This window comes from Streptomyces sp. NPDC033178 (assembly GCF_055577685.1).
On sequence record NZ_JBVIPT010000003.1, the window covers coordinates 755,329 to 781,659 of the forward strand.

19 protein-coding genes and 1 pseudogene are annotated in these 26,331 nt (G+C 68.6%); 9 read left to right on the top strand and 11 right to left on the bottom strand.

The annotated features are described in order from the left end of the window. Positions 1–60: 60 nt before the first annotated feature. Positions 61–1,482 carry an MATE family efflux transporter gene (locus tag ACZ5VQ_RS10550; RefSeq protein ID WP_469104545.1) on the bottom strand — a complete coding sequence of 474 codons (1,422 nt, stop codon included), beginning with the start codon at positions 1,480–1,482 and terminating at the stop codon, positions 61–63. A 208-nt stretch (positions 1,483–1,690) separates the two neighbouring features. Here ACZ5VQ_RS10550 and ACZ5VQ_RS10555 point away from each other — a divergent pair, with 208 nt between their 5' ends. The 6 genes from ACZ5VQ_RS10555 (at position 1,691) to ACZ5VQ_RS10580 (ending at position 9,534) form a co-directional block, all read left to right on the top strand. Beyond that, on the top strand, positions 1,691–1,825 hold the full coding sequence (locus tag ACZ5VQ_RS10555) for a hypothetical protein (RefSeq protein WP_469104546.1): 135 nt from the start codon (positions 1,691–1,693) through the stop codon (positions 1,823–1,825). Positions 1,826–1,994: 169 nt separating this feature from the next. Beyond that, entirely contained in the window at positions 1,995–2,681 is a 687-nt protein-coding gene (locus ACZ5VQ_RS10560) for a 4'-phosphopantetheinyl transferase family protein (RefSeq protein ID WP_469104547.1), read from the top strand. 174 nt (positions 2,682–2,855) lie between these two features. Then, complete coding sequence (locus tag ACZ5VQ_RS10565) at positions 2,856–3,950, top strand: histidinol-phosphate transaminase (RefSeq protein WP_469104600.1); 1,095 nt, start codon at positions 2,856–2,858, stop codon at positions 3,948–3,950. A 702-nt stretch (positions 3,951–4,652) separates the two neighbouring features. Beyond that, a complete protein-coding gene (locus tag ACZ5VQ_RS10570) occupies positions 4,653–6,410 on the top strand; it encodes a carbamoyltransferase family protein (RefSeq protein ID WP_469104548.1) in 1,758 nt (585 codons plus the stop codon). Positions 6,411–6,520: 110 nt separating this feature from the next. Then, entirely contained in the window at positions 6,521–8,440 is a 1,920-nt protein-coding gene (locus ACZ5VQ_RS10575) for a hypothetical protein (protein ID WP_469104549.1), read from the top strand. Further along, positions 8,437–9,534 carry a phosphotransferase family protein gene (locus tag ACZ5VQ_RS10580; RefSeq protein ID WP_469104550.1) on the top strand — a complete coding sequence of 366 codons (1,098 nt, stop codon included), beginning with the start codon at positions 8,437–8,439 and terminating at the stop codon, positions 9,532–9,534. The genes ACZ5VQ_RS10575 and ACZ5VQ_RS10580 overlap by 4 nt, the downstream gene beginning before the upstream one ends. 176 nt (positions 9,535–9,710) lie before the next feature. Here ACZ5VQ_RS10580 and ACZ5VQ_RS10585 read toward each other — a convergent pair whose 3' ends face one another. The 6 genes from ACZ5VQ_RS10585 to ACZ5VQ_RS10610 all read right to left on the bottom strand — a co-directional run bounded on the left by ACZ5VQ_RS10585 (position 9,711) and on the right by ACZ5VQ_RS10610 (position 18,160). After that, positions 9,711–11,882 carry a carbamoyltransferase family protein gene (locus ACZ5VQ_RS10585; protein ID WP_469104551.1) on the bottom strand — a complete coding sequence of 724 codons (2,172 nt, stop codon included), beginning with the start codon at positions 11,880–11,882 and terminating at the stop codon, positions 9,711–9,713. Positions 11,883–12,217: 335 nt separating this feature from the next. Next, positions 12,218–13,411, bottom strand: a complete 1,194-nt coding sequence (locus tag ACZ5VQ_RS10590; RefSeq protein WP_469104552.1) for an MFS transporter — start codon at positions 13,409–13,411, stop codon at positions 12,218–12,220. Positions 13,412–13,431: 20 nt separating this feature from the next. Continuing rightward, positions 13,432–13,914 (bottom strand): GNAT family N-acetyltransferase, encoded by a 483-nt coding sequence (locus tag ACZ5VQ_RS10595; RefSeq protein WP_469104553.1) that lies wholly within the window; start codon positions 13,912–13,914, stop codon positions 13,432–13,434. Then, positions 13,911–15,101, bottom strand: coding sequence for a type III PLP-dependent enzyme (locus ACZ5VQ_RS10600; RefSeq protein ID WP_469104554.1), 1,191 nt, complete (start codon positions 15,099–15,101; stop codon positions 13,911–13,913). Before ACZ5VQ_RS10600 ends, ACZ5VQ_RS10595 begins: the two co-directional genes overlap by 4 nt. A 12-nt stretch (positions 15,102–15,113) precedes the next feature. Beyond that, the gene (locus ACZ5VQ_RS10605) at positions 15,114–16,439 is read right to left on the bottom strand and encodes a DUF6271 family protein (protein ID WP_469104555.1); all 1,326 of its coding nucleotides are present in this window, start codon (positions 16,437–16,439) and stop codon (positions 15,114–15,116) included. Positions 16,440–16,657: 218 nt separating this feature from the next. Further along, positions 16,658–18,160, bottom strand: coding sequence for a PHP domain-containing protein (locus tag ACZ5VQ_RS10610; RefSeq protein WP_469104601.1), 1,503 nt, complete (start codon positions 18,158–18,160; stop codon positions 16,658–16,660). 424 nt (positions 18,161–18,584) lie between these two features. Here ACZ5VQ_RS10610 and ACZ5VQ_RS10615 point away from each other — a divergent pair, with 424 nt between their 5' ends. Then, the gene (locus ACZ5VQ_RS10615) at positions 18,585–18,944 is read left to right on the top strand and encodes a hypothetical protein (RefSeq protein WP_469104556.1); all 360 of its coding nucleotides are present in this window, start codon (positions 18,585–18,587) and stop codon (positions 18,942–18,944) included. A 269-nt stretch (positions 18,945–19,213) separates the two neighbouring features. On the opposite strand, the gene ACZ5VQ_RS10620 is transcribed toward ACZ5VQ_RS10615, so the two are convergent. Together ACZ5VQ_RS10620 and ACZ5VQ_RS10625 are read right to left on the bottom strand one after the other, a co-directional pair. Then, a complete protein-coding gene (locus ACZ5VQ_RS10620) occupies positions 19,214–21,040 on the bottom strand; it encodes an ATP-binding cassette domain-containing protein (protein ID WP_469104557.1) in 1,827 nt (608 codons plus the stop codon). Then, the gene (locus ACZ5VQ_RS10625) at positions 21,037–22,872 is read right to left on the bottom strand and encodes an ABC transporter ATP-binding protein (protein ID WP_469104558.1); all 1,836 of its coding nucleotides are present in this window, start codon (positions 22,870–22,872) and stop codon (positions 21,037–21,039) included. The genes ACZ5VQ_RS10620 and ACZ5VQ_RS10625 overlap by 4 nt, the downstream gene beginning before the upstream one ends. Before the next feature lie 268 nt (positions 22,873–23,140). Between ACZ5VQ_RS10625 and ACZ5VQ_RS10630 the strand changes: the two genes are divergently transcribed. Continuing rightward, complete coding sequence (locus ACZ5VQ_RS10630; RefSeq protein WP_469104559.1) at positions 23,141–23,983, top strand: phosphotransferase; 843 nt, start codon at positions 23,141–23,143, stop codon at positions 23,981–23,983. Positions 23,984–24,060: 77 nt separating this feature from the next. On the opposite strand, the gene ACZ5VQ_RS10635 is transcribed toward ACZ5VQ_RS10630, so the two are convergent. Both ACZ5VQ_RS10635 and ACZ5VQ_RS10640 read right to left on the bottom strand, forming a co-directional pair. After that, entirely contained in the window at positions 24,061–24,690 is a 630-nt protein-coding gene (locus ACZ5VQ_RS10635; protein ID WP_469104560.1) for a dihydrofolate reductase family protein, read from the bottom strand. Between the two features lie 211 nt (positions 24,691–24,901). Further along, positions 24,902–25,363: pseudogene (locus tag ACZ5VQ_RS10640) on the bottom strand (AIM24 family protein); the annotation flags it as partial. A 105-nt stretch (positions 25,364–25,468) separates the two neighbouring features. On the opposite strand from ACZ5VQ_RS10640, the gene ACZ5VQ_RS10645 reads away from it, so the two are divergent. Then, entirely contained in the window at positions 25,469–26,218 is a 750-nt protein-coding gene (locus ACZ5VQ_RS10645; protein ID WP_469104561.1) for an SDR family oxidoreductase, read from the top strand. The last annotated feature ends 113 nt before the right edge of the window (positions 26,219–26,331 follow it).

Consider the following 26,331-nt stretch of genomic DNA (forward strand, 5'->3'; position numbering starts at 1 on the left):
TTCTCCGAAGGGTGAACTAGAAGGGCACACGAGCGTTTTCAGAAACCCGCGGAACATCTCTCAGATGCCGACGGACGGAACTTCCTTCGCCTTCTCGACGATCCGCCCGGCTCTTTGCGGCGCCGAGACATAGCGCCATCGAACACTGAGCAGCAGGGCTCGAAGGTTTTCGTCCACGGCCATCGCGATCATCACGCCGAGAATGGCCAGACCGAACGGCAACGACAGGACGTAGGCCAGGGGAATGAAAACACCCCACAGCACCAGGATTCCGGTCACGGCCGGGTAGTTGACCTGTCCCACGGCGCGCAGTGTGCTCGCCGTGGTCATGATGAGCGAGGAAGCGGGGAGATAGAGCAGGCCGCACCACAGGAGGAGTCGGCCCGCCTCGGCGACCTCCGGGGAATCGGTGAAGCCGTCCATGATCCAGTGGCTCGACAGCGCGGCCACCAGTGCCAGGACGAACGCCGCCGCGACTCCCCCCAGCCGGGCCGCCCGGGAGATGCGCCGGATGCGGTCCAGGTCGCCGGCCCCGGCGAGATGGCCGATGGCGATCTGCAAGCCCTGCGAGAGCGCCGACGAGACCATGCCGATCATGTTGGTGATGCTCAGCGTGTACATCCGGGCGGCGAGTTCGTTCTCTCCGACCTCGGCGATGATGCGGGTGGTGGCGATCTGGGCGGCCTGCCAGAAGGCGGGCTCCAGCATGGTGGGCAGCGAGAAGGCGACGAGAAGTGCACCGTGCGCCTTCGCCTGCCGTGAATCGGCAGGCCGACGGAACCGGATCCGGATCCGTCGGAAGACCAGCCACGCGCTGAACAACAGGCCGGCCGCCGTGGCGAGGGCCGTGGACAGCGCGACACCCCGCACACCCCATTGGGGCCCGGCCGGGAGCAGGACCAGGACACCGATCAACGCGATGTTGACGACGTTGGTGAACATCGCGGCGAACATGGCCGCCCGGGTGTGGCCGTTCGCGGCCATGACGCCGCCCAGCATCGCCCCCAGCGAATGGAGCAGGCAGCTCCCGCCGACGATGCGGAGGAAGGCAGTTCCGTAGTCCAGGTGCTGGCCTCGGAGACCCAGCAGCCCCGCCACGTCCTCGGCCCACAGGAACAGCGCGGCGCTCACGGCCACGCCCAGCACGATGTGCAGGACCAGTGCCACGAAATAGCATTCCTGGACCCTTTTGACCTCGCCCTGCCCCAGCATTCTGGCGTATACGAGGCTGCCGCCCTGCCCCATGAAGGAGAACATCATCAGCACGAAAGTCGTGACCGTGTTCGCCGAACCCACGGACCCCGCCGCGGCATCCGAAATCATCCCCAGGGCCCAAATGTCCACGAGCCCCATACAGTAAGTGAATGCCAATTGGAAGAATATTGGCCAACTCAGGGAAAAAACCCCGAGATTCACCTTGGACGGCACGCTGATGTTTCTCTCCGCTTCCCCCGCGGCCAGAACCAGGCCTTCGAACTCCATGAAACGCAAACGCGTTGGATGCTAGCGGCACGCAGTGCGGATCGGAAAGGTTGTGCCGAATCCGCGGCGCCGACACTTCGATCTTCAGCCACGGGTGGTGAGCCCGGCATCCGCATGAACATCACCCGACGTGACTTCCCGATTACAGGGGATACGCCTGCAAACCATCTGAACTCATGCCCGCCGTCGGACGCCGCACCCGACGGCGATGACGGGTCGTGACAGCGGGGACGTCCTGAGCGTGGCCGATCATCGAGGTCCGTCGTCCGGGCGCGGCGACCGCGGCGAGTCCAACCTGTGTCAGGCGCTCCAGTTGAACGGCGGCGAGCTGTACGACCATTGACCCGACCTCCGGGCGCGGGGTGGGCGACCGATCCCCGGTGACCGTCCGCCCGTGCCGCGGCCGACGGAGAACCGCTTCCCTTCATGGAGCCGGGTATCCCTGACGAGGAACTGACACCCCAGCAGCGGACGGGGCCGCCGACTCGCCCCCGCATCCGGACAGGACGCCCGTGATCGAGCTGCTGCTGCCGCCGGGGGTTGAACATGCTGAGGCGTTCGGCGACCTCGCCGAAGCGTGGCTGTTCCCCGCGGAGGAACCCGCTGTCGACGGGGCCGGTCCGGAGCGGCGTGGCGAATTCACCACGGCACGCCACCTGGCTCGCCGTGCGCTCTCCCGCGTCGGGGTCGCGCCGGTACCTCTGCTGCCCGGCCTGCGTCGGGCGCCGGACTGGCCGGCGGGTGTGCTGGGAAGCATCACGCACTGCGTCGGCTACCGCGCCGCCGTGGTGGCGAAGCGAACAGCCTTCGTCGCTCTCGGCGTCGACGCCGAGCCGAACGAGCCGCTGCCTGCGAGGGTCCTGCGACGGATCGCAACGGCGCGAGAGCTGGCCCAGGTCGCCGAACTCCTGTCCCTGCGGCCCGATGTGCGCTGGGACCGGCTCCTGTTCAGTATCAAGGAGTCGGTCTACAAGGCATGGTTTCCCCTGGCGCACCAGTGGCTGGGCTTCCAGGACGCCGACGTCACCGTGGACGCCGACGGGCGGGCCTTCACCGCTCGGCTGCGCGTACCCGGTACGCGACCGGAACACCGGTCCTTCCAGGGCCGCTGGCTGGTACACCACGATCTGCTGGTGACCGCCGTCGCCCGGCCGGCGCCCCTCCGCGGCGATCTCCCGCACACCAACCTGGTGGAATAGGGCGGCCGTTGTCGGTATCGGGGGCTGTGCGGCATCCTCGGCTCACGGCATGCGCCACTGTCCCTTGCCGACTTCGACGTCGACGCGAATCACACCCGGCGAGAACAGCACGATTCATCTCCGTGCCTGTCGTGAATCCGTAGGGGTCTCGTATGTCTCGGCGAGCTGAAAGGGCTGTCCATGAGCGGACTTCGTTCCCGAGCAACGCTGCACGACGCCGTGCCCAATTTCGTCCGGACGCCGGATCCGTCCTTGATACAGCTTGCCGCCAACGAGGCGGCCTACGGTCCCCTGCCGTCGGTCGTGGAGGTGCTTGCCCGGGAGATCAGATGTGTGAACCGGTATCCCGACGACGGTGCCGTTGAACTGCGGCACACGATCGCCGACTGGCTCGGGGTGGAGTTCAACGAGGTGGCGCTCGGTGCCGGGTCGCTGGGTCTGCTCGAACAGGTGATGTTGGCGCTGTGCGACCAGGGCAGCGAGGTCGTGTATCCATGGCGATCCTTCGACGTGTACCCCCAGTTGATCTCCGTCGCCGGCGCGACACCACGCCCGGTGCCGCTTCGTGAGGAGCGCAACGACCTGGACGAGATGCTGGCGAGCATCAACGAGAAGACTCGAGTGGTGATCGTGTGCAACCCCAACAACCCGACCGGCCCGGGAGTGAGCCGCTTCGAGCTGAAGAGGTTCCTCGACCGCGTTCCCAGCACCGTGGCGGTGCTGCTGGACGAGGCCTATTTCGAGTACGTGCGTGATCCCGGCCTGCCGGACGGGCTCACGCTGTTCCGGGATCATCCGAATGTCCTCGTGCTGCGCACCTTTTCCAAGGCGTACGGGCTGGCCGACCTCAGGATGGGATATCTGGTCGCGCGGCGGCCGATTGTCGAAGCGGTGGACAAGACACACGTGACGTACTCGGTGAATCGGTTGGCCCAGGCAGCGGCATTGGCGTCGATCAACGCCCGAGACGAGTTGCACGAAAGGGTCGAGGCAACCGTGCGGGAGCGGAACCGGGTGCGCGACGAGTTGCTGTCCCAGGGGTGGAGGGTGCCGCCGAGCGAGGCCAATTTCGTGTGGTTACGGCTCGGAACCGCCAGCGCGGGCTTCGGGAAGGACGTCGAGCGGTTCGGTGTCGCGGTGAAGGTGGTCCCGGACGAAGGCGTTCGGATAACCGTCGGCACACGAGAAGAGAACGATGTACTGCTCGAAGCAGCCGGTGCGATCCGCGAGGATCTCGTGTCGACCGGTGCGCGGCTGTTCGCCGATTGAGCGTCAGCGGGGTGAGAACGCCAACCGACTCCTGACACCGGACAGGGCGCACCGGCACGTCCCCGCAGCCGCGCCCCGGGATTCGTTCAACTGTCGCCGCCAATCAGTTGAACGGATTGCGGAGTGGCAGGCGCATTCTCATGGGCGCCTGCAGAAGCGCCCGGTCACCGTTCGATCTTCTGCCTGCGGTCGTAGGCGGGCTACTGTGGTCCACGTGGTCGGGCGGGGAGTCACCTCCACCACGAGCTGTTTCTCTCGCAGTATCGGCACCGCTCGCCGGGATCGGCGGGCTACCAGCGAGCGCACATTCGTTCCGTCAGCGCAGTCGGCGCGGCGAGCGGTGCCGTCCGCGTTCGCCGCTTCCCCATCAAGTCAGCCGCACAGGGCCGCCGTTCACCAGGCCTGCTGACAGACGTGACGCAACACGAGTTGGAACGGCCCGATCGGCGCCGTCGTCCGCAGCTGGACGGTCGGCGTTCGCGACAAGCGTGCAGAGGTGCCACGTACCTGCCCCGGGCATCGGAGCTCGCCCCGCTGTCGCTCCACCCCCTGATCACGGTGTGCGCGGACGTCGGCCCCACCATCGGGCCCCGGCTGGTGGTGACGGTGGGAGCGCACGCCACCGACGCCACCACCCGGTCGAACCGGTGCACGCCACGTTGGGCGGCCTGGTGCGCAGGGCGATGCTGAAAGGGACTTGCCATGCTGACGCTCGGAATCTCCGCCTACTACCACGACGCCGCTGCCTGTCTCCTCGACGACGGCCGGATTCTCGGAGCAGCCCAGGAGGAGCGGTTCACACGCAAGAAGTACGACTCGGCACTGCCGGTCAACGCCGTCCGCTACTGCCTGGAGCAGGCCGGGGCCACCATTGCCGACGTGGACCGACTGGCCTTCTACGAGGTTCCCCGCCACAAGGGATCCAGGCAGGAGTGGCAGGCCGCACGGCGTACCGAGGGGCCTGCGGTCAGAGTGACCGCCCGGGACACCGAGGCCCGGCTGCGCGACGGTCTCCAGTGGACCGGCGAGATCCATTTCGTGGACCACCACCGTGCGCACGCGGCCAGCGCCTACTACGTCTCCGGTTTCGACGATGCTGCGGTGCTCGTCTGTGACGCGGTGGGCGAGTGGGACACGACCACGTTCTGGCACGGCCGGGGTCCAGAACTCACCCGGCTCGGCGGTGTCCGCTTCCCCGACTCCCTCGGCTTGTTCTACTCCTGTCTCACCTCGTACCTGGGCTACCGTCCGAACTCGGACGAATACAAGGTCATGGGTCTGGCGAGCTACGGAAAACCCACCTACGAGGCGAGCCTTCGGAAACTGCTGGAGCTCGACTCCGACGGCGGGTTCACGATGGACACGCAGGTACTGGACTTCATCAGCGAGCCGGAGGGTTACTGCGGCAACCTCGCCGAACTGCTCGGCGTCCCGGCACGCCGCCCGGGTGAACCCGTGCGGCCGCACCACGCGGACATCGCCGCTTCCGGACAGGTGGTCCTGGAGTCGGTCGTGGCCGGCCTGCTCGACTGGCTCTCCCTGCAGCGGCAGACCACGGACCTGTGCCTGGCCGGGGGCGTCGCGCTGAACTGCCGTGCCAATGCTGTCGCCTTCGAAGCGTCGGCGTTCAAGCGCATGTTCGTTCAGCCCGCAGCCGGAGACGCGGGCACCGCTCTCGGTGCGGCGCTGTGTGCCGAGCCGCCCGAGATCCGGGCGGCCGCCGCCCCTCCGGTGATGCGTCACGCCTACCTCGGCCCCAGTTTCGGCAGTGACGCCATCGCCGAGTTGCTGAGCGGGGCCGGCGTGTCCTTCCGGGACTTCAGGGGCGACGAGAAGGGCCTCGTGGAAGCGGTGGCCGACGCACTGGCCGAAGGTCGCACCGTGGGCTGGTTCCACGGCGGGATGGAGTTCGGGCCCCGGGCACTGGGTGCGCGCTCGATTCTGGCCGACCCCCGCCGGGAGGACATGCGGGACCGCCTCAACAGCAAGATCAAATGGCGCGAGGAGTTCCGGCCCTTCGCCCCCGCGGTGCTGGAGGAACGGGCGGAGGAGTTCTTTGCCATGGGCCGCACGTCGCCGTTCATGATCGACCTGTTCAAGGTGCGCCGGCCGGACGTCCTCGGCGCGGTGACCCACGTCGACGGCACCGCCCGCGTGCAGACGGTGAACGCCGCCGTGGCACCCCGGTACCACCGGCTGATCCACCGCTTCGGGACGCTGACCGGTGTGCCCGTGCTGCTCAACACCTCCTTCAACCTGAGCGACGAACCCGTGGTCTGCACTCCGGTCGACGCGCTGCGCACCTTCCTGCGTTCCTCCCTCGACCTGCTGTGCCTGGAGGACCTCCTGGTCGACGCGGCATCGGTACCCGCGGAGCTGCGGGAGGCGGCGACGGAGGAGCACCGCTTCGTGGCCGGTGCGGGCCTCCAACAGGGCGGGGAACTGTACAGCTTCTTCTGACGCGAGCGAGTTCTTCTGACGCGAGCGAGCCCCCGAATCAGTCACGGATCTCTCGGCGTGCCGGGCGGATCGCATGGACCACCTCGACAGGCCAATGAAGGGTGTGAGAGATGGGTACGGTCCGCCGGACCATTGATGAGGGAATCGGCCCCTGGGCGCTTTCGGACGACGGGACCGACCTGGTCCGCCGTGCCGATCAGCCACTGGGCGAGTGGCCCAGGCAGAGCGGCTGTTGGCCCAGGGACGAGCGGATCGCAGTGCGACCGGAGAAGCCGTTCCGAGTCGCCGTCGTCGGTGAGTCGGTCGCTCGGGGCTTCCTGCTCGACCCGGTGGTGACGCTGCCCGACCTGTGCCGCGCCGCCTTTCGGGAGGCCGGCCTCGACGACCGGCTGGAACTGGTCGACTTCACCGTCAGCGGGCTCTCGGCCGCAGGCGCGGCAAAACTGTGCCGGGCCGCCACGGAACTGCAGTGCTCGATGATCGTCCTGTACGTGGGCAACAACTTCCCGCGCTCGACCCCGTGGCTGGAGGACCCGGACGCCCGGCAGGATGCCGCCCGAACCTTCGACAGCCGTGGGTACGAGGGCTATCTGGCCGCCCGGCGGGAGGCGATGGCCGCGTTCGCCCAGGGCTTCCGCCTGGAGGTGGAGGAGATCTGCCGAACGGCGGGAGTGCCACTCGTCGTGGTGATCCCGGCGACGAACCAGCTGGACTGGAACTCCCCCTGGGTGGTGCCGACGTGGCTGTCCGACGACCGCCTGGCCGAGTGGACGGCGACACGCGGGCAGCTGGACGAGCTGACCGACGACCCGGCGGACCGGGATCCGGTCCGGCAACTGGCCCTGGCCGAACGGATGATGACGCTCGACGGCGGCACCACCGCACGGCCCATGGAGCTGGTCGGCCGCTCTTTGCTGCTGCTCGGGCGCGAAAAAGAGGGCGTCGAGCTGCTGAGCCGGGCGGTGAGTGTCGGCGCTGATCCGGCCAACTACGAGCGGCGTTGCCCGACGGAGGTCGCGGAGCAGTTGCGGCTGCTCGGCCGCGCACCCGGATGCCGAATCGTCGATGTCCCGGCCCGCGCCCGCGAGCGGTACGGGATTGCCGCGTTGGGCAGAGAGGTCTTCCTCGACTACTGTCACCACACGCTGGAGTCCCTCAGGGACATCTCGGTCGACATCGCCACCGAGGTGTGTGCCGGCATCGGCCTCACTCCGGAGCCCGGGTGGCCCGAACGGTTCGCGCGGGCCGTGCGCCCGCCGGCACGGGAGATGGCCGTCGGCTACCTGCTCTCCGCGTTGCACAATCAACACTGGGGCCAGTCCGCCGGCACGGTCGAGCACTGGTTACGACGTGCTGTGGAGACCGATCCGACGTGCGTGGAGGACCTGGCCACGTATTTCACCCTGTCTCTTCCGGACGCGCAGTTCTGGCTCCGCGGTGACTCCCTCGCAGCCCGCTCGGAACGCATGTACTGGTTCCTGAAGAACTTCTCCCATCTGCCCGTGCTCGACGCCGGGTTCGCCGACCGGGCGCTGCGGGTGCTCCCCGAGGACGGGAGGCAACGGCTGGCGAAGGAACTGGACACGCTCTGGCGGGAGATCGGGGTCGAGCAACGCGGCGAGATCAATCTGTTGGAGACCTTCTGGCGGGAACGGGACGGCGGGCCCGAGCCGTTCACCGTCTTCGCGGGGGAAGGCGGCCCGGTCAGCCGCTACGGCTTCATCTCCTCGGGGGAGCGGCCCCTCAACCTGGAAATAGTCCTCGCCACCGGGCCCGGGCTGGCGCCGGGCCGCTTCGACCTGCAGCTCAACGGCCGTCACTGCTGCACCGGGCAGGTGACGGCCGAGTGGCAACGCAAGCGTGTCGTGCTGCCGAGCACCCTGCTCAGGGCGGGCGCCAATGAACTGACGTACACGTGGACCACCGCCGCGAGGGACGTGGACGTCGCCACCGCAGCGGTCTCTTCGCTCGGAAACGGACCGGAAAATCTGCACCTGGTCCGCCTGGCGCGTATGCGGCTGACCCCGTGAGTGCCTCCGGAGCAGCAGCCGCGGCCTCCTCGGAGGGCCGCCATGACCCCGGCGACATGGCGTTCCCCGGCGTGTCGGAGCGCCTGAAGCACGTCTGCTCCGCGGCGGCACTGGTCCCCAGCACTGAGCCGCACTGGATCAAGAGCCATTCCAACGACATCTGGGTGCTGGACGACGCCCGGCTGGGCTCGGTCGTCCTGCGCATCTGCTGGCGCGGGGACGTCAGCCGTCTGGGGAGGGAGACCGCAGTCCTCCAGCGGTTGCCGGACTCCGTTCGCCGCCCCGTGGTGGTGGGCCACGGGGACACCACCGCGCGCGGCCACCCGCTGTCCTACTCGCTGACCCGTCGGCTCACCGGGCAGTCGCTGGCGGACGGCTGGCCGCAACTCGGCATGACCGAGCGCCGTTCGGCGATCCGCCAAGCGGCCCCGATGTTGCGCGAGTTGCACCGCTGGGTGCCTCCCGCCGAGCTGGCGGACGAAGTGTGCGCTCGGCCCGGTCTGGCGGCAGGAACGGCCGACGACCTGGTGGGAGCGGACATCGCTCCCCTGCCCGTCGCTCGTGCAGTGACTCTCGCGGAGCACGTGGCCCGGTCGCCGTACGTGGATACGGGGCTCATGTCGGCGGCGGTCCAGTTGTTGAGGACGCTCGGGGATCCGGGGCCGGTCGTGGACGACCCCGGGCGAAACGGGCTGATCCACGGTGATCTCAACCTGAGCAACCTGTGGTGGGCGCCGGACGGCACCGTTTCGCTGATGGACTTCGAGTGGACCCGGCTGGCGCCGCCCTCGCTTGACCTCATGCGGATGTGCGAGTTCGCCGACGACGACGTGGTCAACGGGACGGACACGTATCCGCCGGTGCTGCGGCTGCTGGAGGCGGGGTACCCGGAGCTGTTCCGTACCGCGGACATCGCCCGGCACGTCCGGTTGTACGTGCTGGCCTACTCGGTACGGCTACTGGCCATCGCCCCTCCCGACGGGCCCGCCGATTCCCTCCCGCCCGACCACGCGCTGAACCGGGTGCGGCGCATCGTCGACGGCCGGTGGCCGGCCTCCGGCGCACTGCCGGACTCGCTCGTGGCCACCGGCTGAGGCGAAGGGGGGTCGCCACGCTCGCGCTGGACGCTGTCGCGTCGGCGTGGCAGTCGAGCACGACCCGCCGCCATGAAATCGGCACCGGGCTCGCTCCGTTGGCCGACCTCAAAGCCGCTGAAGATCAACTCATCGGCCTTGTACGTCGGCACGGGGCGAGCCCGGTGCCTGCTGTCTCACTGCCCTGTCGGCTGCCAGTAGCGGGCGTAGGCCGCTGGGACGCCGGAGGGCTGTTCGTGATGGACGTACAGGACGTCGCGTGCGAACACGACCTGTCCACGTGGGTCGACCCAGAACAGTTCGTAGGTGCCGGCCTCGATGAGCCGACGACAGGTCTCCGCCGTCTCGGAGTGGTAGACCGCCGGATCGAAGATGAACTTGTCGGCGCTCCACGGCACCAGGACGACGACCTGCGGCCAGTTCCGGGCGGTCTCGAAGAGACCGTCCTGACCGTCGACGTGCAACACCTCGCCGTCGAATTGCGGTGCTTCCCTGTCCCCCACCAAACAGATCGCCGGCACGCTCACCACCTGCTCGCGACGGAGGACGTCCATGGTGCGCTGCACATGGTCGGCATTCTCAAGAGCCACCAGGAGTGTCGGCCTGTCAGGGAGCCTGCGGCAGTTGATACCGAGCGGATCGAGGTCGTTCACCCGCGCTTGTCGCTTGTCTTCGAACACCCAGTCCCCGATCACCAGGACATCCATGCCCGACGACCCGAACAGGCGAAGCGCCTGCTCGCACGTCTGCACAATGGGCTCCCCCCTGTCGTTGAACGAGGTGTTCAACACCATCCCGATCCCGGTTCGGCTCTTGAACTCCTGAATCAACCGGTAGAAGAGGGGGTTGAACGACTCACTGACCGTGCCGACCCGCGCAGTCCCGTCCACATGGCAGATTGATTCCAGCTTCTCCCGCCACTCCTCGCGGACCGGCGCGACGACTGTCATATAGGGGATCGGATCGGTCGCCTCGAAGTAGGTGCCCAGTTCTTCTTCGAGAACCGATGGCGCGAACGGCCGCCAATTCTCCCGGTGCTTGACCTCCGCGTTGATCCGGGGCTTGATTCCCGGAATGGCCGGATTGCCGAGAATGGACCTGTTGCCGAGCGCCCGGGGCCCGATCTCGCTTCGCCCCTGGATCCACCCGACGATCTGCCCCGCGGCAAGCCGCTCCGCAGCGAACGCGGCCGGGTCATCGCACTGAACCCCTTCGATACCGGCAGCTGCCGCCGCCTCTTGTACCCGGTCCAGGTCGATCTGCCGCCCGAGAAACGGATGCCCCATCTCCCAGAAGCGACGCGAACCCGGCTGCTCCCGATGGTGGTAGGTGTAGAGCGCCGCGCCCAGGGCCGCGCCCGCATCGGTCACCTGGGGGTAGACGGCGAGCTGCGGGAAGATTCCCTCCCTGCGAATAACGCCGTTGCCCACCGAGTTCAGAGCGACGCCGCCGGCGACAAGCAGGGCGTTCGACCCGGTTCGTTTCTTCAGGGTGGCGGCCAGCCTGACCATTACCCGTTCGCACAGGTACTGTCCGGCCGCCGCCACATCCATATGACGCTGCTCAAGCTCGTCGTCACGCTTGCGGCGCGGCCCGAAGAGCTCCTCGAAGACCCGACCGACCAACTCCTGCGTGGAGTACGAGAAGGTACCGTCCGTCAATCCTGCGTCGAACTCGAACAGGCCGTCGCCATCTATGCGGAGGAGACCGGACAGGTCGGCCGCATATCGCTTGGGATCACCATAGGCCGCGAGCGCCATGGTCTTCCCTTCTTCGCCGAAGCCCCATCCGAGCCAGTTCGTCACGGCTTCGTAAAATCGGCCGAGCGAATGCGGAAGACCGATGGTTTCCAGAATGCTGATGCCGTCACGCCTTGAGCAGTGCGCCAGCATGGCCGTATCGGCTTCCCCGCTGCAGTCGAGACTGAGAACGGCAGCGTCGTCGAACGGGCTCGCGTAGAAGACACTCGAAGCGTGACTGACATGGTGCCTGACATCGACGACACGATCTTCCTCGAAGCCTGCCGCAGCCATGACTCGATGGAAGGTCGGGTGTCGCCACTTCACGTTCTCGGTGGCCTTCTCGAGCGCCGCCCCGGTCAAGTACCCGCGCGCCTGCCGCAGTCGCTCAGGGATGAGGCCCAAGTCCCCGCAATTCGCCACCAGATCAATGTCACCTGGAGCAATGCCGTGCTCCGCAAGGCCCTCGAACAGGACTGACACGTCGCTCGACATCCCGTGCTTTACGCGATTGAACCGTTCCTGTTCGTACACGAAAACCGGTTCGCCGTCCCTGACCAACGCGAAGCACGCATCGTGCTCGCCGCCCTTGGCTCCCAGCACGATCATCGTGATCCCCTCATTCCGTCCAAGGGCCCGCGTTCACGGTCCAGAGCGAAGTCAAATTGCTGCCGCACAATGAATCTCGAAATCACGGGCACCCCCAAGGCATTGCCTTCCAGGTCGGGTTCCAGGATCAGTTCGGTCGAAGACAGAGAGGTCCGCGGTCGGGTAACGCCGGCAGAGCGCGGCCACGTCTCATTGGTCCAGCAGCCTGCGAATTCAGGCCGTCGAAGAATTTGCCTCTACGAGTTCGGCGAATATCTCGGAGGGCTTCTTCCAGTTATGGATTTTAGGGGATCGCTCGTCGGTGTCGCAAGCAAAGGCGGGTCGTGCGCCATTGGTCAGTCGCCTGCCGACGAGACGGCTTCGTGGGCTCGCTCGTTCGATGCCTGCTCCGGCCATCGGGCGAGACCGGCGCACGTTGCCACCAGGAGCATGGCCGCCACGACGACGGCCATCCCCCATTCGAGACTCGATTCGTCGGCCACGAAGCCGATCACGGGTGGCCCGGCCAGTAGGCCAATGGTTCCGAGCGACGCCACCAGCGAAAGGGTGTCCGGACCCACCCGGGCGGCGGCTACGTAGATGCACGGCGTGACCGCCGCCATGCCTGTGCCCACGAAGGCGAAGCCGATCAGGGCCGGTCCGAAACTGCTGGTCAGCAGTGCCCCCGTGAGCCCCACCGCAGCCGTGGTCGTGCCTGCCAGCACCACTCGCCGATCGCCCCAGCGTTTGCGGAAGTTGTCGACGAAGAGCCGGGCGGCCAGCATCGTGCCGGAGAAGACCGCGATTCCCAGCGGCGTCAATTCTGCCGAAGCCCCGGTCACATCCCGTAGGTAGAGCGCCGACCAGTCGTTCATCGCCCCTTCGGTGAGTTCCGCGAAAACCATCGCGAGGGTCAGGAACACCGTGACCGCGGCGGGGATGCGCCACGTCCGTCCCTCTCGTGCCGTGACCGGCGCGGGGACGTCCTCGGTGCGCATCCCCGTCGACGAGAAACAGAGAAGCAGCGCGAGGACCGCCCCGCCGATCGCGAAATGAACCGGCAGCGAGCCGCCGGCCGCTGCCACCGCGGAGGTCAGCAGTGCGGCGCAGAGAATGCCGCCGCTGAAGACCGCGTGCAGCCTCGCCATGGTGTTGCGCTGATACTCGGCCTCGAGCCGGGCACCCTGTGCGTTCATCGCGACGTTGAGGCAGGCGATGGCGACGCCGTCGGCAGCGAGCACGAGCAACGCCACCGGGAACGTTCGCACCGCCGCCAGCGCGGCCAGCACGATCAGCAGGACGAGCGCCGACGCACCGGCCAGCCGACGCGAACCCCACCGTTTCATCAGCCGCGCCACCAGGGGGAACGACACGGCGGCACCGATACCCGGTGCGAGCAGGAGCAGACCGAGTTCGCCCTCGCTGAGATCGAGCCGGCTCTGCAGCGCCGGCACCTGCGAGATCCACGTGCCGTACTGGAAGCCGAGGAAACAGAACAGTGCGGCGACCGCCAGCTGCGAACGCAGGAACGACGGAGCGGAACGGGTCATACGGCTTCGACGCCCTTTGCTCAGAGAGGCCGGGACATGTACGTCGCGCCCGGGCCGTAAGTGGCCGGAAGCGTGATCTCGGAATGCCGGAGGAAGCCCTGGGCCGCCCAGAAACCGGCGGCGTCGCCCACGGCGACGAGCGACACCACCTCGTACTCCTGCCGGCGCGCCTCGGTCATCAGATGGCCCAGCAGCCGCCCGCCGGTCCCCAGCCCGCGATAACCGGGTGCGACGACGAGATCGTGCAGGTGCAGGTTGGTGGAGGCGAAGGACGTGGTGTCGGCACGGGCCAGGTCCGGGAATCGGAACCGGGGGTACGGCAGGGCGAGGGCGTAGCCGGCGATCTCCCTCCCGTCCGCGAGGACGAAGGAGGTACTCCTGCCGAGCCGGCTCGCGAGTGCGTCCGGCTTCTCCGACAGGCCGCTTCCCTCGTACGTCTCGGCCTCAAGCGCCACGATGCCGGGCCAGTCCTCCTCGGTGACGGGTCGTGGCACGACGGTCATCGGCTGCCCGCCCGGTCCAGCACCGCACCGTGCACGGCGCGGTGGGGCAGCGGTGGGAATCCGTTGAATCCGTTGGTCAGATAGCTGACCGAGTAGGCGCCGGCGGCCAGGATCCACACCGGGTCGCCGGACTTGACGGCGGCCGGCACCCGTACGGGGTGCTCTGCCGCGTACGCGTCGTCGCTGTCGCAGGTCGGACCGGCCACCACGGCGGTTACCGTCGGGCCGTCCGGATGCGTGGGGAAGACCAGCGGGTACTGCAACTTGTCCATCTCGTACAGGCCGTTGAATCGGCCGCAGCTGAGGTACAGCCAGTGTTGACGGTGCCCGTTGTGCTGCCGGCGCTCGGTCAGGCGCGTGACCCGGGCCCGGATCGCGCCGTGGTCGGCGACCAAGTGCCGGCCCGGTTCGAGAACGAAACGAAGCGGGCGTGCACTCGCGCGGCGGAGTTGCCGCATACCGTCACGGATCTCCGCGACGATGCGGTCCATGCGCGGGCGGAGCGGAATCCCCTGCCGGTCGTGGTAGCCGAGGGCGGGAAGACCTCCGCCGAGATTGACGTGGTCGAGGTGGATGCCGCGCAGCCGCAGCGTGGTGATCGCCTCGGTGAGGGCGGTGACGGCGGACCGCCACGCGCCCGGGTTCATCTGCTGAGATCCCACATGCAGGGACAGCCCGCCCGGGGTGAGGCCGTACGCACGGGCCGTCTCCAGCACGGTGACCGCGTCCCGCACACTGCACCCGTGCTTTCCGCTCAACGGCCAGAGGGCGCCCACGCCTGTGGTGACGAGCCGACAGAACACCCGTGCCCCGGGGGCGTGCTCCGCGATGGCCCGTACGTCCGGGACGCTGTCGGTGGCGAAGTCGCGTACGCCCATGCGGTGGGCGGCGGCGATGTCCTGGTCCGACTTGACGGTGTTGCCGTAGTGGATCAGGTGGGCGGGCCCGCCCGCACGAAGCGCCTGTGCGATCTCGTGAGGGCTCGCGGCGTCGAATCCCGCACCACCGTGGGCCAGCACGGTCAGAACCTCGTCGACCGGGCACGACTTCACAGCGAAGCGCACCTCCATGCCCGGCAGTTCGCGGACCAGTCGTGCCAGGCCGTCGTCGATGCCGGCGAGATCGAAAAGGATCTCGTCGTCGGTGGCTGTCGTCAGTGCGGCTCGCAACTCGGTGCTCATCGGCATCGGCGGGGCTCCTCACCGCGGCAGCGGGGTCGGTCCCGCCGCCTTGGCCGCGGCCACCAGCGGTGCCCATGCGTCGATCAGCAGGGCGAAGTCCACCATGTCCTGTTCGGCCTCGGCCAGAAGCCGGTCGCGTCGCGCACAGAGGCGCTCGGCGAAGACGGCGTAGCGCCCGCCCAGCGTCCGGTACGCCCGTTCGAGTTGGTCGAGCCGTCGGATGTTCGGTGCCCGGTCGAGGTGGCTGCTCTCCCGGACGATGGCGGCGATGCGTTCAGAACGGATCCGGTACCCGGGGCCGAGCAGGCGATGTCCCTCCTCCTGCATACGCCGGTAGATCACATGGAGGTAGAGCATCGACAGGAAGAACTTCGCCAGCCGTAGATGGTAGGGATGGAACGCCGCGTCCGTTTTGCGTTCGGGTGTGTGCCGGTTGATGACGTGCCGGTTGTGCAGCACACCCGGGAGGTGGCTGTCCGGGACCAGGTGGATGAGGAAGTAGTCGCTGCCTATGGTCTCGGCCATCGGCGGTAACGGGATCTCTTCGTGTACCCGGTAGTAGCTGATGTTGCCCATGTCGACGCGCATCGGGTCGACGAGGCAGAGAACCGAGTGGTCCTGGACGAACGACTCGTCGGCGGCTCCGGTGAACGACTCCGCGACGAGTTCGCGCTTGTCCTCGTCCGAGGTGCCCTCGGGGGCCCAGAGGCTGACGATGTCGTGGTAGGCCTGCGGGTTCAGCCGCTTGACCTCCTCGATGTCGACCGACATCTCGCCGACGTACGAGGCACCGGCGGTCACCACGGGCTTGTCCCGGTCGGCCGGATCGAGATCCACCTCGCTGACGTGCGCCGCGACCTCGGCCGCCGGCCTTCCCAGCGCGATCAGCTCGTGGTGCACCGGGAACAACGGGCCGTCGTCGTGTGTCTGGAACTCGATGTCCGAGTCGCGCCGGTGCACCGAGTCGCAGCCCAGCGCGGCCGCGATCAGAAAGGCCCGATTGGTGCACGCGCCGTAGGAGACCGCCTTCGGCAGCATGAGATCCATGATCAGCTCCGGCTGCGGGTGCTCGGAGCGGGCGATCACCTCGGACAGGAAGCCGTGCTGCATCTCCTCGTCGAGGTGGATCACGGTGAGACCCGCAGTGGCGGGGAGGGCGCCGACGGCGGCGGCGTGCCGGCCGAAGGTGGCCGCTTCGGTGGAGTCGAGGATCAGGTACACGACCTCGACGTCGAATCGGTCGACGGCATAGGCCGCCTCCGCCGCCAGGGCGGCGATGGTGGCGGCGCACTCGCGGTGGGTGGGCAGTGTCAGGCAGATCCTGCGTAAGCCGGACGCGGTCATCGGTCTTCCTTCGCTCGTCGGCGTGACGGCGCCTCAACCGGCAGCCGTACGCCTCGTGTCTCAGGTTCGGGCGGTTCCGGCCCGCCGGGGTTCAGCAACCTCCGCAGCGGCGGGCCTGGTTGGGTACTCGGCGTGCGCGCAGCCGGCGCCGCCGACGGGTGTGACATGCGGGACGGTGACGTCGGCCGGCCGATCGGCACCCGGTGGAGCACCGCCCCTCATGGCGGGAACACCCAGATCGGGTTGGTGTAGAACCACAGATCCGTCCAGGGATCCTGGTTGTGGTCCACGTCCATCGCGGGCCCGTACGGATCGACGTCCGCGCCCATCAGACCCGGCTGGGTGCGGTTGCCGTCGGTGCCGCGCAGGCGCACGTAGTACGGCTGGTCGACCGGTCCCAGGTCGAAGCGCACCGAGAGCTTCCGTGCCCCCGGGCCGACCTCGAACGATGTGACCACCCGGGTCCGTGGGGCGGCGAGGGTGTCGCGATCGGCCGCCGGACCGGTCACCTGTCCGAGGATGAGGTCGACGCGAGCCAGGCGCGGGATGAACCGGGCCCAGTTCGGTGTCTCCGGAAGCTTGATCTCAAGAGCCAGTTCCACCGGCGTACCGCGCCGGGCGGTGAGGGTGCCGCCGAGCGTGGCCCCGGCCCGGAGAGGTTCGCCGGTCGCCCGGATGCGCGCGTCGATCGAGTCGACCAAGCCACCGTGATCGACCCAGATGCGCCCGGCGCGCATGCCGTCCATGACGGCGCGGTATCCGAACCCGGCCGCTCCGACATGGGTCCTGGAGTAGAAACCCGGCCAGAAGTCACCGTCGATGAGGGGCTGCGACGAGTACACGGGATCGTTGTTGCGACCGTTGGCGACGAAGTCACTGCCCGGTCCGGGCTTGGCACTGTCCAGGTAGACGGCGTGGGAGTCGGAGTTGGCGGTGATCCACCAGGGCCTGCCCTCGGCGAGCAGGCTGTCCCACATCCCGCCGACGGTCGAGGTCATCCAGTCGAACCCTCCCCACGACCGATAGGACTCCGGGGGATATCCGGGAAACGACGCCGCCGTCGGGCTCAGGTAGTAGTAGCCTCGGGCGCCACCGAATCCGTGGGGTTTCGGAATACCTCCCGCCTGATGGCCGGGAGCCCCTTCCATGCCGATGGCCACGCCGGGATCGGCGTCGCGCCAGTTGCGGAGCTCGTGCGGGGAGTCGATTCCCCGGTGGGACGGGTGATTGGCCAGCATGAGCGCCGCGTCCACTTGGCGCTTCCGTACCTGTTCGCCGAGAAAAGTGATCCCGGCGACTGCCATCGCCTCATTCTGAGCCACAGTATTGGCGGCCGGCATCTGCGAGCCGTCATACGTCTGCTCGAATTCCTTGAGCACGGCCACCTCATTCGGCCCTGGTGCCACGAATACCGTGCCGTGCTCCGCGTTCGGAATATTCCATTCCAACCCCTGGAAGACCAGCAGGTCCCGCAGTTCGGCCCGCGCGGCGACGATCTCCGGATTCACCTTGTCGACGCCGATCCTGCTGTGCGCGTTCCCCCCGTGATCGGTGATGACGAGCCAGTCCAGGCCGTAGGCCCGCGCGTGCCGGGCCTGATCGATCACCCTGTACATGCCGTCCGCGCTGTACTGCGTGTGCACGTGATGGTCTCCGGCAAGCCATCGAAGTTCCCGCTCGCTGTTGCCCTCCGATGCCGCCGCGTCGAGGGCTTCCGGCAGGCCGACCGCCGGTGGGTGGTGATCGTGATCGTGATGGCTGTGGGACACCGAACGACTCCTCGGGGTGGGGTCGGTTCGCCATGCTACGGATTCTTGATCTTCGAGAAAACAGCGATCAACACCTTGCTCGTGAACGGCACGCAGCAAGTTCCGCCGCCATTGTCAAATTGTTCAACTGCCCACTGTCGCCAGTTGAACAATGTGGCTCGTCAGCATTTCAGTAATGGTTTTCCGGTAGGCTCGGGCGCATCCGGGACGTTTCTCGAAATGCGTAGACCAAACATTCCACATGCGCGATTCGAGGCAACAGGAATGCGTCGTTGCATGTCGATCAGAGCGATCGCCGCAATCGTCTCGGCATTCTCCACAGGGTTCAGGAGAACGGCACCCCATGGTGCCCGGCGGACTATGACAGGAGTACCGGGTGAGGCAGGAAGGCGTGTCGTCGGACGGTATCGCCACAGCTGTCGCGCTCCTCCGCAGCGCTTCGGAAGCGATCCGTTCGGCGGCCGAGCCGCAGGACGCTCTCGCTGCCGCGGCTTGTGAGCTGGCGGAGGCCTCGTCGTTTGTCGCCGAGGCGGCGACGCGACGGCTGTCGGCCGGCCACGAGGCTCAGCGGCAGCTTTTGTCGGAGGCGTTGAGCTGTACACGCGCAGCAGGCACTGTCATGCGTTTCGCTCTGGTGCAGGCGGACGATCAGGTCCGGTCCGGGCTCGCCGACTCGGCTGCGCGTGCTGTGAAGTCCCAGGAACTGGTTGACGTTTCCGGCACGGGAGACGACTGACGGGCCGGCCGATCGCATGCCCGCGGACGGGGTTCCCAAGGCGCGCGAACTCGATGCGTTCGCCGGCCTCGGTGCTCGGTCACCGGTCACCGGTCACCGGTCGAGCCGGGTTCGGCGTACAACTGCCGTCGCAACCGCAGTTGCACGCCGATGTGTGCGGTTCCTGCGCCGGGCTCGTTCAATCGGTTGCGCTGCGGCCTGCCCGTCCCTGCGTTCGTCCCGGCCCACACGCACAGCGGAGTCCTGTCATGGCGTACGCGGCCGGTGGCTCAGCTGACCGCGTACGCCTTGGCCTGGATGCCGTACAGCTGCGCGTAGCGCCCGCCGGTCGCGATCAGCTCGTCGTGGGTGCCGGACTCGACGACGCGCCCGGCGTGCAGCACCAGGATCAGGTCCGCGTCGGTGACCGTGGAGAAGCGGTGCGAAACGATGACGGTGATGGCCCCGGTACGCGCACCCAGGTCACGGGCGCGGACCATGTAGCGCTCGAAGATGGCCGCCTCGCTGGGCGCGTCCAGCGAGGCGGTGGGTTCGTCCAGAACGAACAGCAGTGGCGTCTGCCGCATCGAGGCACGAGCCAGGGCGGCCTTCTGCCACTGCCCCTCGGACAGGTCCACGCCGCCGAAGCGGCGCCCGAGCTGGGTGTCGAGGCCCTCGGGCAGACGCTGGACCAGAGCGTCGGCGTCGGCTGCGCGGACCGCCTCGCGGACCGCCTCGCGGTCATGGAGCCGGTGCACGTCGCCGAGGCCGACGGTCTGGCCGAAGCGGACCTGGAAGCGGCCGAAGTCCTGGAACGCCGCGCTGGTGCGGGCGTGCCAATCCGTGGTGGCCAGGTGGGCGAGGTCGACGCCGTCGACACGGATCGCGCCGGCATCCGGCCGGTAGAACTTGGACAGCAGTTTGACCAGCGAGGTCTTGCCGGAGCCGTACTCGCCGACGACGGCGACCACCCGGCCGGCGGGCAGGCGGCAGGTCACTCCGTCCAGCGCGGCCCGCTCGGTGCCGGGGTACGTGAAGCGCACCTCCTCCAGCGTGATGCCCTCGCGCAGCACGGCCGGCGTGGGGAGGCCGCCGGCCTCCGTGTCCTGCTCGTGGGCGGCGTACGCCCGCAGCCACAGGTACGCGTCGACGACCCCGGCGCTGCTGACCGTGCGGCTCGCCCGGGCCACGGTCATCTGGATCGAGTCACGCAGGGTCACCGCGATCGTGATGGCCAGCACCACCTCGCCGACGCTGCCCCGGCCCTGCGCGGCACGGTCGAGCAGCATGACGAGCCCGCCGGCGAAGCCCCCGGTGAACAGCATCCAGCCGATGACCTTCCAGCCAGCCGCCCGCAGGCGCGCGCTGGTTCGTCCCCGTACCGCCTCGTCCCAGGCCTGTGCCTGCAACTCCGTGACCGCGTCGCCTGCTGCAGCGACCCGGATCTCCTTGCCGCCGGTCGCCTCGGTGGCCAGGTTGAACAGGTGGCGCTGCAGTCGGAACGCCTCGGCGGTGTCCGTCTCCGCCCTGGCCACCGTGCGCTGGCCGTGGCGGTCCAGCCACAGCGGCAGGGCGGCGAACACCAGCAGGAGCAGCAGCCACGGGCTCACCGTGCCGAGCAGCGCCAGGGTGAGCCCCAGGCGGACCGCACCCGCCACCACGTCCACGACTGTCCAGGCGCCGTAGACGAGGTTCCAGCCGCCGGCCTGAACCACCGTGATGCGGTCCAGGACCTCGGTGCGTTCCAGGTGATCCAGCCCGTCGAGGCCGACGATCTCGGCGTTGATCCGCCGGGTCATGTCCAGCGCGCCGACCGAGTCGACCATCAGGATCATCAGCGTGAGGTCCAGGTTGAGCAGATACGCGGACAGGGCGTACGTGGCCGCGGCGGCGACGCCCGCCGCCGCCGCGCCCGTGTCGTCGCCGCGCGCGATGCCGTCGACCGTCGCCTGCAGGGCCAGCGCCGTGGCCGCCACGTTCAGCGACGACACGATCTTGATGGCCAGCAGGCCGGCGGTCCGCCCCGGGTACACCCGCCGGCACAGCCCGAGCAGCTCCAGCCACAGGCGGAGGTATCGCGACCATCCACCGGGGACGGTCGGCGCCGTCGCGGTCATATCAGCTCACCCTCCTCGATGCGGTCGTCGTAACCGCGGTTGAACCGATCGGCCTGGATCGTGAACATCTCCGCGTACCGGCCGCCGGCCGCCATCAACCGCTCGTGGGTGCCCGACTCCACCACCCGCCCGCTCTCCAGCAAAACGATCCGGTCCGCCTGTCGCACCGTGGACAGCCGGTGCGAGATCAGCACCACGCTCGCGTCCTCCTTGTGCGCCGCCAGTCGCCCGAACACGTCGAACTCGGTACGCACGTCCAGGTGCGCGGTCGGCTCGTCCAGCACCAGCAGCCGCGCACCCGTCCGCACCGCGTACAGCGCACGCGCCAGCACCACCTGCTGCCACTGGCCACCCGACAGGTCCACCCCGTCGGTGCGGGTACGCGCCAGAGGGGTGTCCCACCCGTCCGGCAACCCGTCCAGCACCTGGGTCAGGCCGGCATCGCGTGCCGCCGCCCGCACCGCTGCCCGGTCCACCGGTACCGCCGCGTTGCCCAGGGCCACGTTGTCGGCCGCCGACAGGTGGTAGCGCACGAAGTCCTGGAACACCACCGCGATGCGCCGCCGCCACGCCACCGGCCCCAGCGCCGCGATGTCCACCCCGTCCGCTGTGATCCTGCCCTTGTCCGGCTCGTACAGCCCCGCCAGCAACTTGATCAAGGTCGATTTGCCCGCGCCGTTCAGCCCGACGATCGCCACCAGCTCACCCGGCCGTATCTCCAGGTCCAACCCGTCCAGCACCCGACGCGACGACCCCGGATACGTGAACCCCACACCCTCGAAGCGCACCAGGGCGGCGCTCGGGGCGGCGTCCGTCTCCGCCTTCACGTCCGCCGCCGGCGCGCCCGCGCCCAGTTGCTCCCGCAGTTGGTCGAACGCGTGCAGGCTCGCGATACCGCCGATCACGTCCCGCGGTTCGCCACCGAACACGCGGTACACCGCCGCGCCGGCCGACAGCACCGCCATGGCGACAGCGAGCGACGGGTTTCCGCGCGCCGCGGCCTGCGACACCGCCAGGAAGGCGACCGCCAGTGGTACGAGCAGCAGGAGCAGCTGCCACCACTGCGTGCGGATCTGGTGCTTCGCCACGGCGAACACCGGGTCGTACAGGGTGTGGATGTGCTCCTCGGAGCGGTCGAGCGCCCACTCGCCCAGGCCGAAGACGCGGATGTCCTTGCCCTCGCTCGGCGACACGATCGCGTCGTACCAGAGACGGGCGTGCAGCGCCTCACCGCTGTTGTCGCGCCAGGCGCGGTACCACTTGATCGAGGCACTCCGGTTGAGCTGCTGGCACAGCACCGCGGGCAGCATCAGCACAGGGATCAGCCACCACGCGTACGCGGCGAGCACCAGTGCCGAGCTGAGCAGCATGAAGGCACGCCCGAACTCGGCGAGTTGGGATATCGCCCCGGCGCCCGGTGTGCGTTCGGTCCAGTTCTCCGGGTCGGCCCGCGCCAGCCGGATCAGGCTCTGCACCTCCGGCCGCTCCAGCGCGTCGATGGTGTGGCTGGTGGCCGCGAGCCGGGCGACCGCTGCCCGGTGCCTGCCGTCGATGCGCGCCTGCGCGGCGTAGACGAGCGGATCGCGCAGCGCGTCCAGCACGTGGCCGAGCAGCAGTACACCCGCGAACACGAGCAGTGGCGCGGCCGCGGTCGCCAGCGAGTCGGCCTGTACCCGCTGCACCCGGCTGAGCAGATAGGCGAGTGCGATCGCCGTGGCCGCGGGCACCAGGCTGGTCACCACGATCAGGCAGCAGAGCAGGGTGAGCAGAACCGGGCCGGCTCCTCTCAGCAAGGCCAGAAGCCGCAGACGGTCACGTAAGGCACTCGTCATCGCTGGAACCACCCCCGCAGGTTTGATGGCGCGGCCCCGGGTGCCGAGCGACGGGCCGCCCCGACCCTCGCATCCGCGTACGGCCCCGTCAACGCGGTCGCGAACCCACCGCCACCGGTTCGACCGGGAGGTGGCACGACCGGTGCGGATGGTTGGCGAGGCTTGTCGCCGGGTCGGGGTTTGGTGCCAAATGATGTTGGCGAAGACTTCGAGGGCGTCGCTGCTGTCGCCAGACATGTGTGCGTACTCAACAATGAGGGAGGACTGTATGGAGCCTTTAGAACTCCGTCGCGCAGTTGAGGCAGGACGGGCGACCGCGTCGGAGCTGGGCCTTCAGGTCGACGATGTGGTCGTCATCCACAACTCGGACCGCGTCGCGCTGCGCCTGGTCCCTTGCGATGTCCTGGCTCGGGTCGCGCCTTTGGGGCATCTGGCCGATTCCGAGTTCGAAGTAGAGGTTGCTCGCCATCTCGCCGACGTCGACGCTCCGGTGGCTGAGCTCGAACCTCGGGTCGAACCCCGGGTCCATCTGCGTGACGACTTCGCCATCTCGCTCTGGACCTACTACGAACCCGTGGGATCAGAGATCGCGCCGGCCGACTACGCGGACGTGCTCCTGCGCCACCATGCCGCCCTGCGCCGGATCGATCTGGACGCACCGCATTTCACCGATCGAGTCGCCGTGGCACTCGGAGAGGTGAACGACCGGGAGAACTCCCCCGAGCTGCCCGATTCCGACCGGGAGTTCCTCGTCGACACGCTCGGTGGACTGAGCGCCGCGATCAGCGCCGAGAAGGCCGGTGACCAGCTGTTGCACGGCGAGCCGCATCCGGGCAACCTCCTCAGCACGAGGAGAGGGCTGCTTTTCGTGGACCTCGCCACGTGCTGCCGTGGGCCGATCGAGTTCGACCTCGCCCTCACTCCCGAGGAAGTGGGAAAGCACTATGCGGGGGCCGACCCCGACCTGATTCACCGCTGCCGCGCCCTGAACTGGGCGATGTTCTCGGCCTGGCGCTGGCGCCGGGACGACCAGATGCCTGACCGGGCCCACTGGCGAGTGGAGGGGCTCAACCATGTCCGTGCCGCACTCGATCGCTGTGGACCGGGCTGAGTTCGACCCGCAAGTCGCCTGAGTTCTCCGGGCGTTGACCTGCGACACGAGACCCCCGCACAGGAGCGCCCCTGCCTCTACGCACTCCCCTCCGGCAGTTCGTACGTGCCGTACTCGGGGCGTCCGGCCAGGTCGTACGTGTGGATGGCGACACCCTTGCTCGTGAGCCGCGCGCCGGTGTGCCGGAACGCGGTCGGCACGGCGCCCTCGGCGAAGAGACGGCGGCCCGTGCCGAGCACGACCGGGAAGGACAGCAGGTGCATGGTGTCGACGAGGTCGAGCGCGAGGAGGGACTGGGCGAGGGCGGCGCTGCCGTGGACCTGGAGCTCCCCCTCGGTGTTCTCCTTGATCGCGGTGACCTCCTTGGCGAGATCGCCGCTGATCACCGTCGTACCGGCCCATTCGGGCCGCGTGATGCTCGACGAGGCGACGTACTTCGGCAGGGAGTTGAGCTTCCCCGCGACCGGGTCGGCCGGATCGGTCACCTTCGGCCAGAACCCGGCGAAGATCTCATACGTGTGGCGGCCCAGCAGGAACGCGCCCGCACGGCCGAAGACCTCGGTGATGAACTCCCCGAAGTCCTCGTCGTCGTACGGGAAACTCCAGCCGCCGTGCTCGAACCCGTCGCGGCGGTCCTCCTCGCGGCCGCCCGGGGCCTGGTGGACGCCGTCGAGGGTGATGAAGGAGGTGAGGGTCAGCTTGCCCATGACGTGCCTTCTTCCGAAGCGGGTGTCCTGTCATGAGCTCAGACCCTCTCGGCACCCGCAACTCATCGGTCGCCCGATGATGAATCCGCCCCGCGTGCGCCGGGGCGTGACCCGCGTGGCTCCGGGGCCCACCGTCGTGCGTCCGGATCCCTCCCACGTGCATCCCGGTCTATCCCGCGTGCATCCCGGTCCATCCCCCGTGCATCCCGGTCTATCCCGCGTTCGTCGAGAACAGGCCACCCGTCGGGCCCTGCTTGTCGCCGCCCTCGGCCTTTCTGAGGGCGTTGGCCAGGCCTTCGATGGTGAGTGACTGAAGGATCACGCGGCCGTTGCCCTCCAGAGTGGCGAGGGAGAGGCCCTCGCCACCGAGGACGGCGTTCATCACGCCCTGCCGGTTGAGCCCGCCGACGCGCTGCACCCCGTACTGGATGCCCTCCTCGAAGGCCACGACACAGCCCGTGTCCACGTCGACACGGCCGCCGAGGTCGGCGGGGTTCAGGTCGATGAAGTTGCCCGCGCCCGCGATGATCACGGTGCCCCGGCCGGTGAACTTCTCCAGGACGGAGCCCTCGCCGCCGGTCGACGTGAAGTACTGGAACGCCGGCGACTCGCCCGCGAGTGCGCGCTGGCCGACCTGCATGGCCGTGCCCATGGCCTGCCGCAGCATTCCGCCCGTGATGTCGCGTCTCGGCACGGGTGACTTCGGTGTTCGCGCTCTCGCGACCTTGGCGTCCGTTCGCCGCCAGCACTTCGTCCGCCCGGCCGCTGGGATGGACTCATGACCTCACAAGCAACCATGAACGGAACAGTGGCCCTGGTGACCGGCGGCAGCCGCGGGATCGGTGCCGCGACCGCCGTGCGGCTCGCCCGGGAAGGCGCCGATGTCGCCCTGACCTACGTACGCGACAAGGAGGCCGCCTGCGACGTCGTGGACCGGATCCGGGCGCTGGGGCGGCGGGCGCTCGCCCTCCGCGCGGACTCCGCCGACGCGGAGGAGGCCGCCGGTGCCGTGGAGCGCGCGGCGGAGGGGCTCGGGCGTCTCGACGTCCTCGTCAACAACGCGGGCGTCGGACTGCTCGGGCCCCTCGACAGCCTCTCCCTCGCGGACATCGACCGGGTCCTGGCCGTGAACGTGCGCGGTGTCTTCCTCGCCTCGCAGGCGGCGGCCTCGCGTATGGAGCGTGGCGGGCGGATCATCACCATCGGTACGTGTATGACGCAGCGTGTGCCTGGGCCGGGTGGCACGTTGTACGCCACCGGGAAGTCTGCCCTCGTCGGGCTGACCAAGGCGTTGGCGAGGGAGTTGGGTGAGCGGGGGATCACCGCGAACATCGTGCATCCTGGGCCGATCGATACGGATATGAATCCGGCTGATGGGCCGTATGCGGGGGGTCAGGCCGCGATGACCGCGGTGGGGCGGTTCGGGACGGTCGAGGAGGTTGCCTCGGCGGTGGCTTATCTGGCGGGGGTGGAGGCGGCGTATGTCACCGGGGCGGAGTTCTCGGTGGACGGGGGGCACGCGGCCTGACTCGGCGGGGAGGGTTTTTCGCCCCCGCCGCCCCTACCCGTCCCGTCCCCTGGGGGCTGCGCCCCCAGACCCCCCTTTCGGCCTGAACGGCCTCGTCCTCAAACGCCGGACGG

Bases quoted from the DNA above. Each gene is read 5' to 3' on its own strand.
- ACZ5VQ_RS10620 (WP_469104557.1), bottom strand. From the start codon at position 21,040: ATGACCGCGACGGCGCCGACCGTCCCCGGTGGATGGTCGCGATACCTC.
- ACZ5VQ_RS10625 (WP_469104558.1), bottom strand. From the start codon at position 22,872: ATGACGAGTGCCTTACGTGACCGTCTGCGGCTTCTGGCCTTGCTGAGA.
- ACZ5VQ_RS10630 (WP_469104559.1), top strand. From the start codon at position 23,141: ATGGAGCCTTTAGAACTCCGTCGCGCAGTTGAGGCAGGACGGGCGACC.
- ACZ5VQ_RS10645 (WP_469104561.1), top strand. From the start codon at position 25,469: ATGACCTCACAAGCAACCATGAACGGAACAGTGGCCCTGGTGACCGGC.
- ACZ5VQ_RS10555 (WP_469104546.1), top strand. From the start codon at position 1,691: ATGACGGGTCGTGACAGCGGGGACGTCCTGAGCGTGGCCGATCATCGA.
- ACZ5VQ_RS10590 (WP_469104552.1), bottom strand. From the start codon at position 13,411: ATGACCCGTTCCGCTCCGTCGTTCCTGCGTTCGCAGCTGGCGGTCGCC.
- ACZ5VQ_RS10605 (WP_469104555.1), bottom strand. From the start codon at position 16,439: ATGACCGCGTCCGGCTTACGCAGGATCTGCCTGACACTGCCCACCCAC.
- ACZ5VQ_RS10595 (WP_469104553.1), bottom strand. From the start codon at position 13,914: ATGACCGTCGTGCCACGACCCGTCACCGAGGAGGACTGGCCCGGCATC.
- ACZ5VQ_RS10635 (WP_469104560.1), bottom strand. From the start codon at position 24,690: ATGGGCAAGCTGACCCTCACCTCCTTCATCACCCTCGACGGCGTCCAC.
- ACZ5VQ_RS10575 (WP_469104549.1), top strand. From the start codon at position 6,521: ATGGGTACGGTCCGCCGGACCATTGATGAGGGAATCGGCCCCTGGGCG.
- ACZ5VQ_RS10570 (WP_469104548.1), top strand. From the start codon at position 4,653: ATGCTGACGCTCGGAATCTCCGCCTACTACCACGACGCCGCTGCCTGT.
- ACZ5VQ_RS10585 (WP_469104551.1), bottom strand. From the start codon at position 11,882: ATGATCGTGCTGGGAGCCAAGGGCGGCGAGCACGATGCGTGCTTCGCG.
- ACZ5VQ_RS10550 (WP_469104545.1), bottom strand. From the start codon at position 1,482: ATGGAGTTCGAAGGCCTGGTTCTGGCCGCGGGGGAAGCGGAGAGAAAC.
- ACZ5VQ_RS10600 (WP_469104554.1), bottom strand. From the start codon at position 15,101: ATGCCGATGAGCACCGAGTTGCGAGCCGCACTGACGACAGCCACCGAC.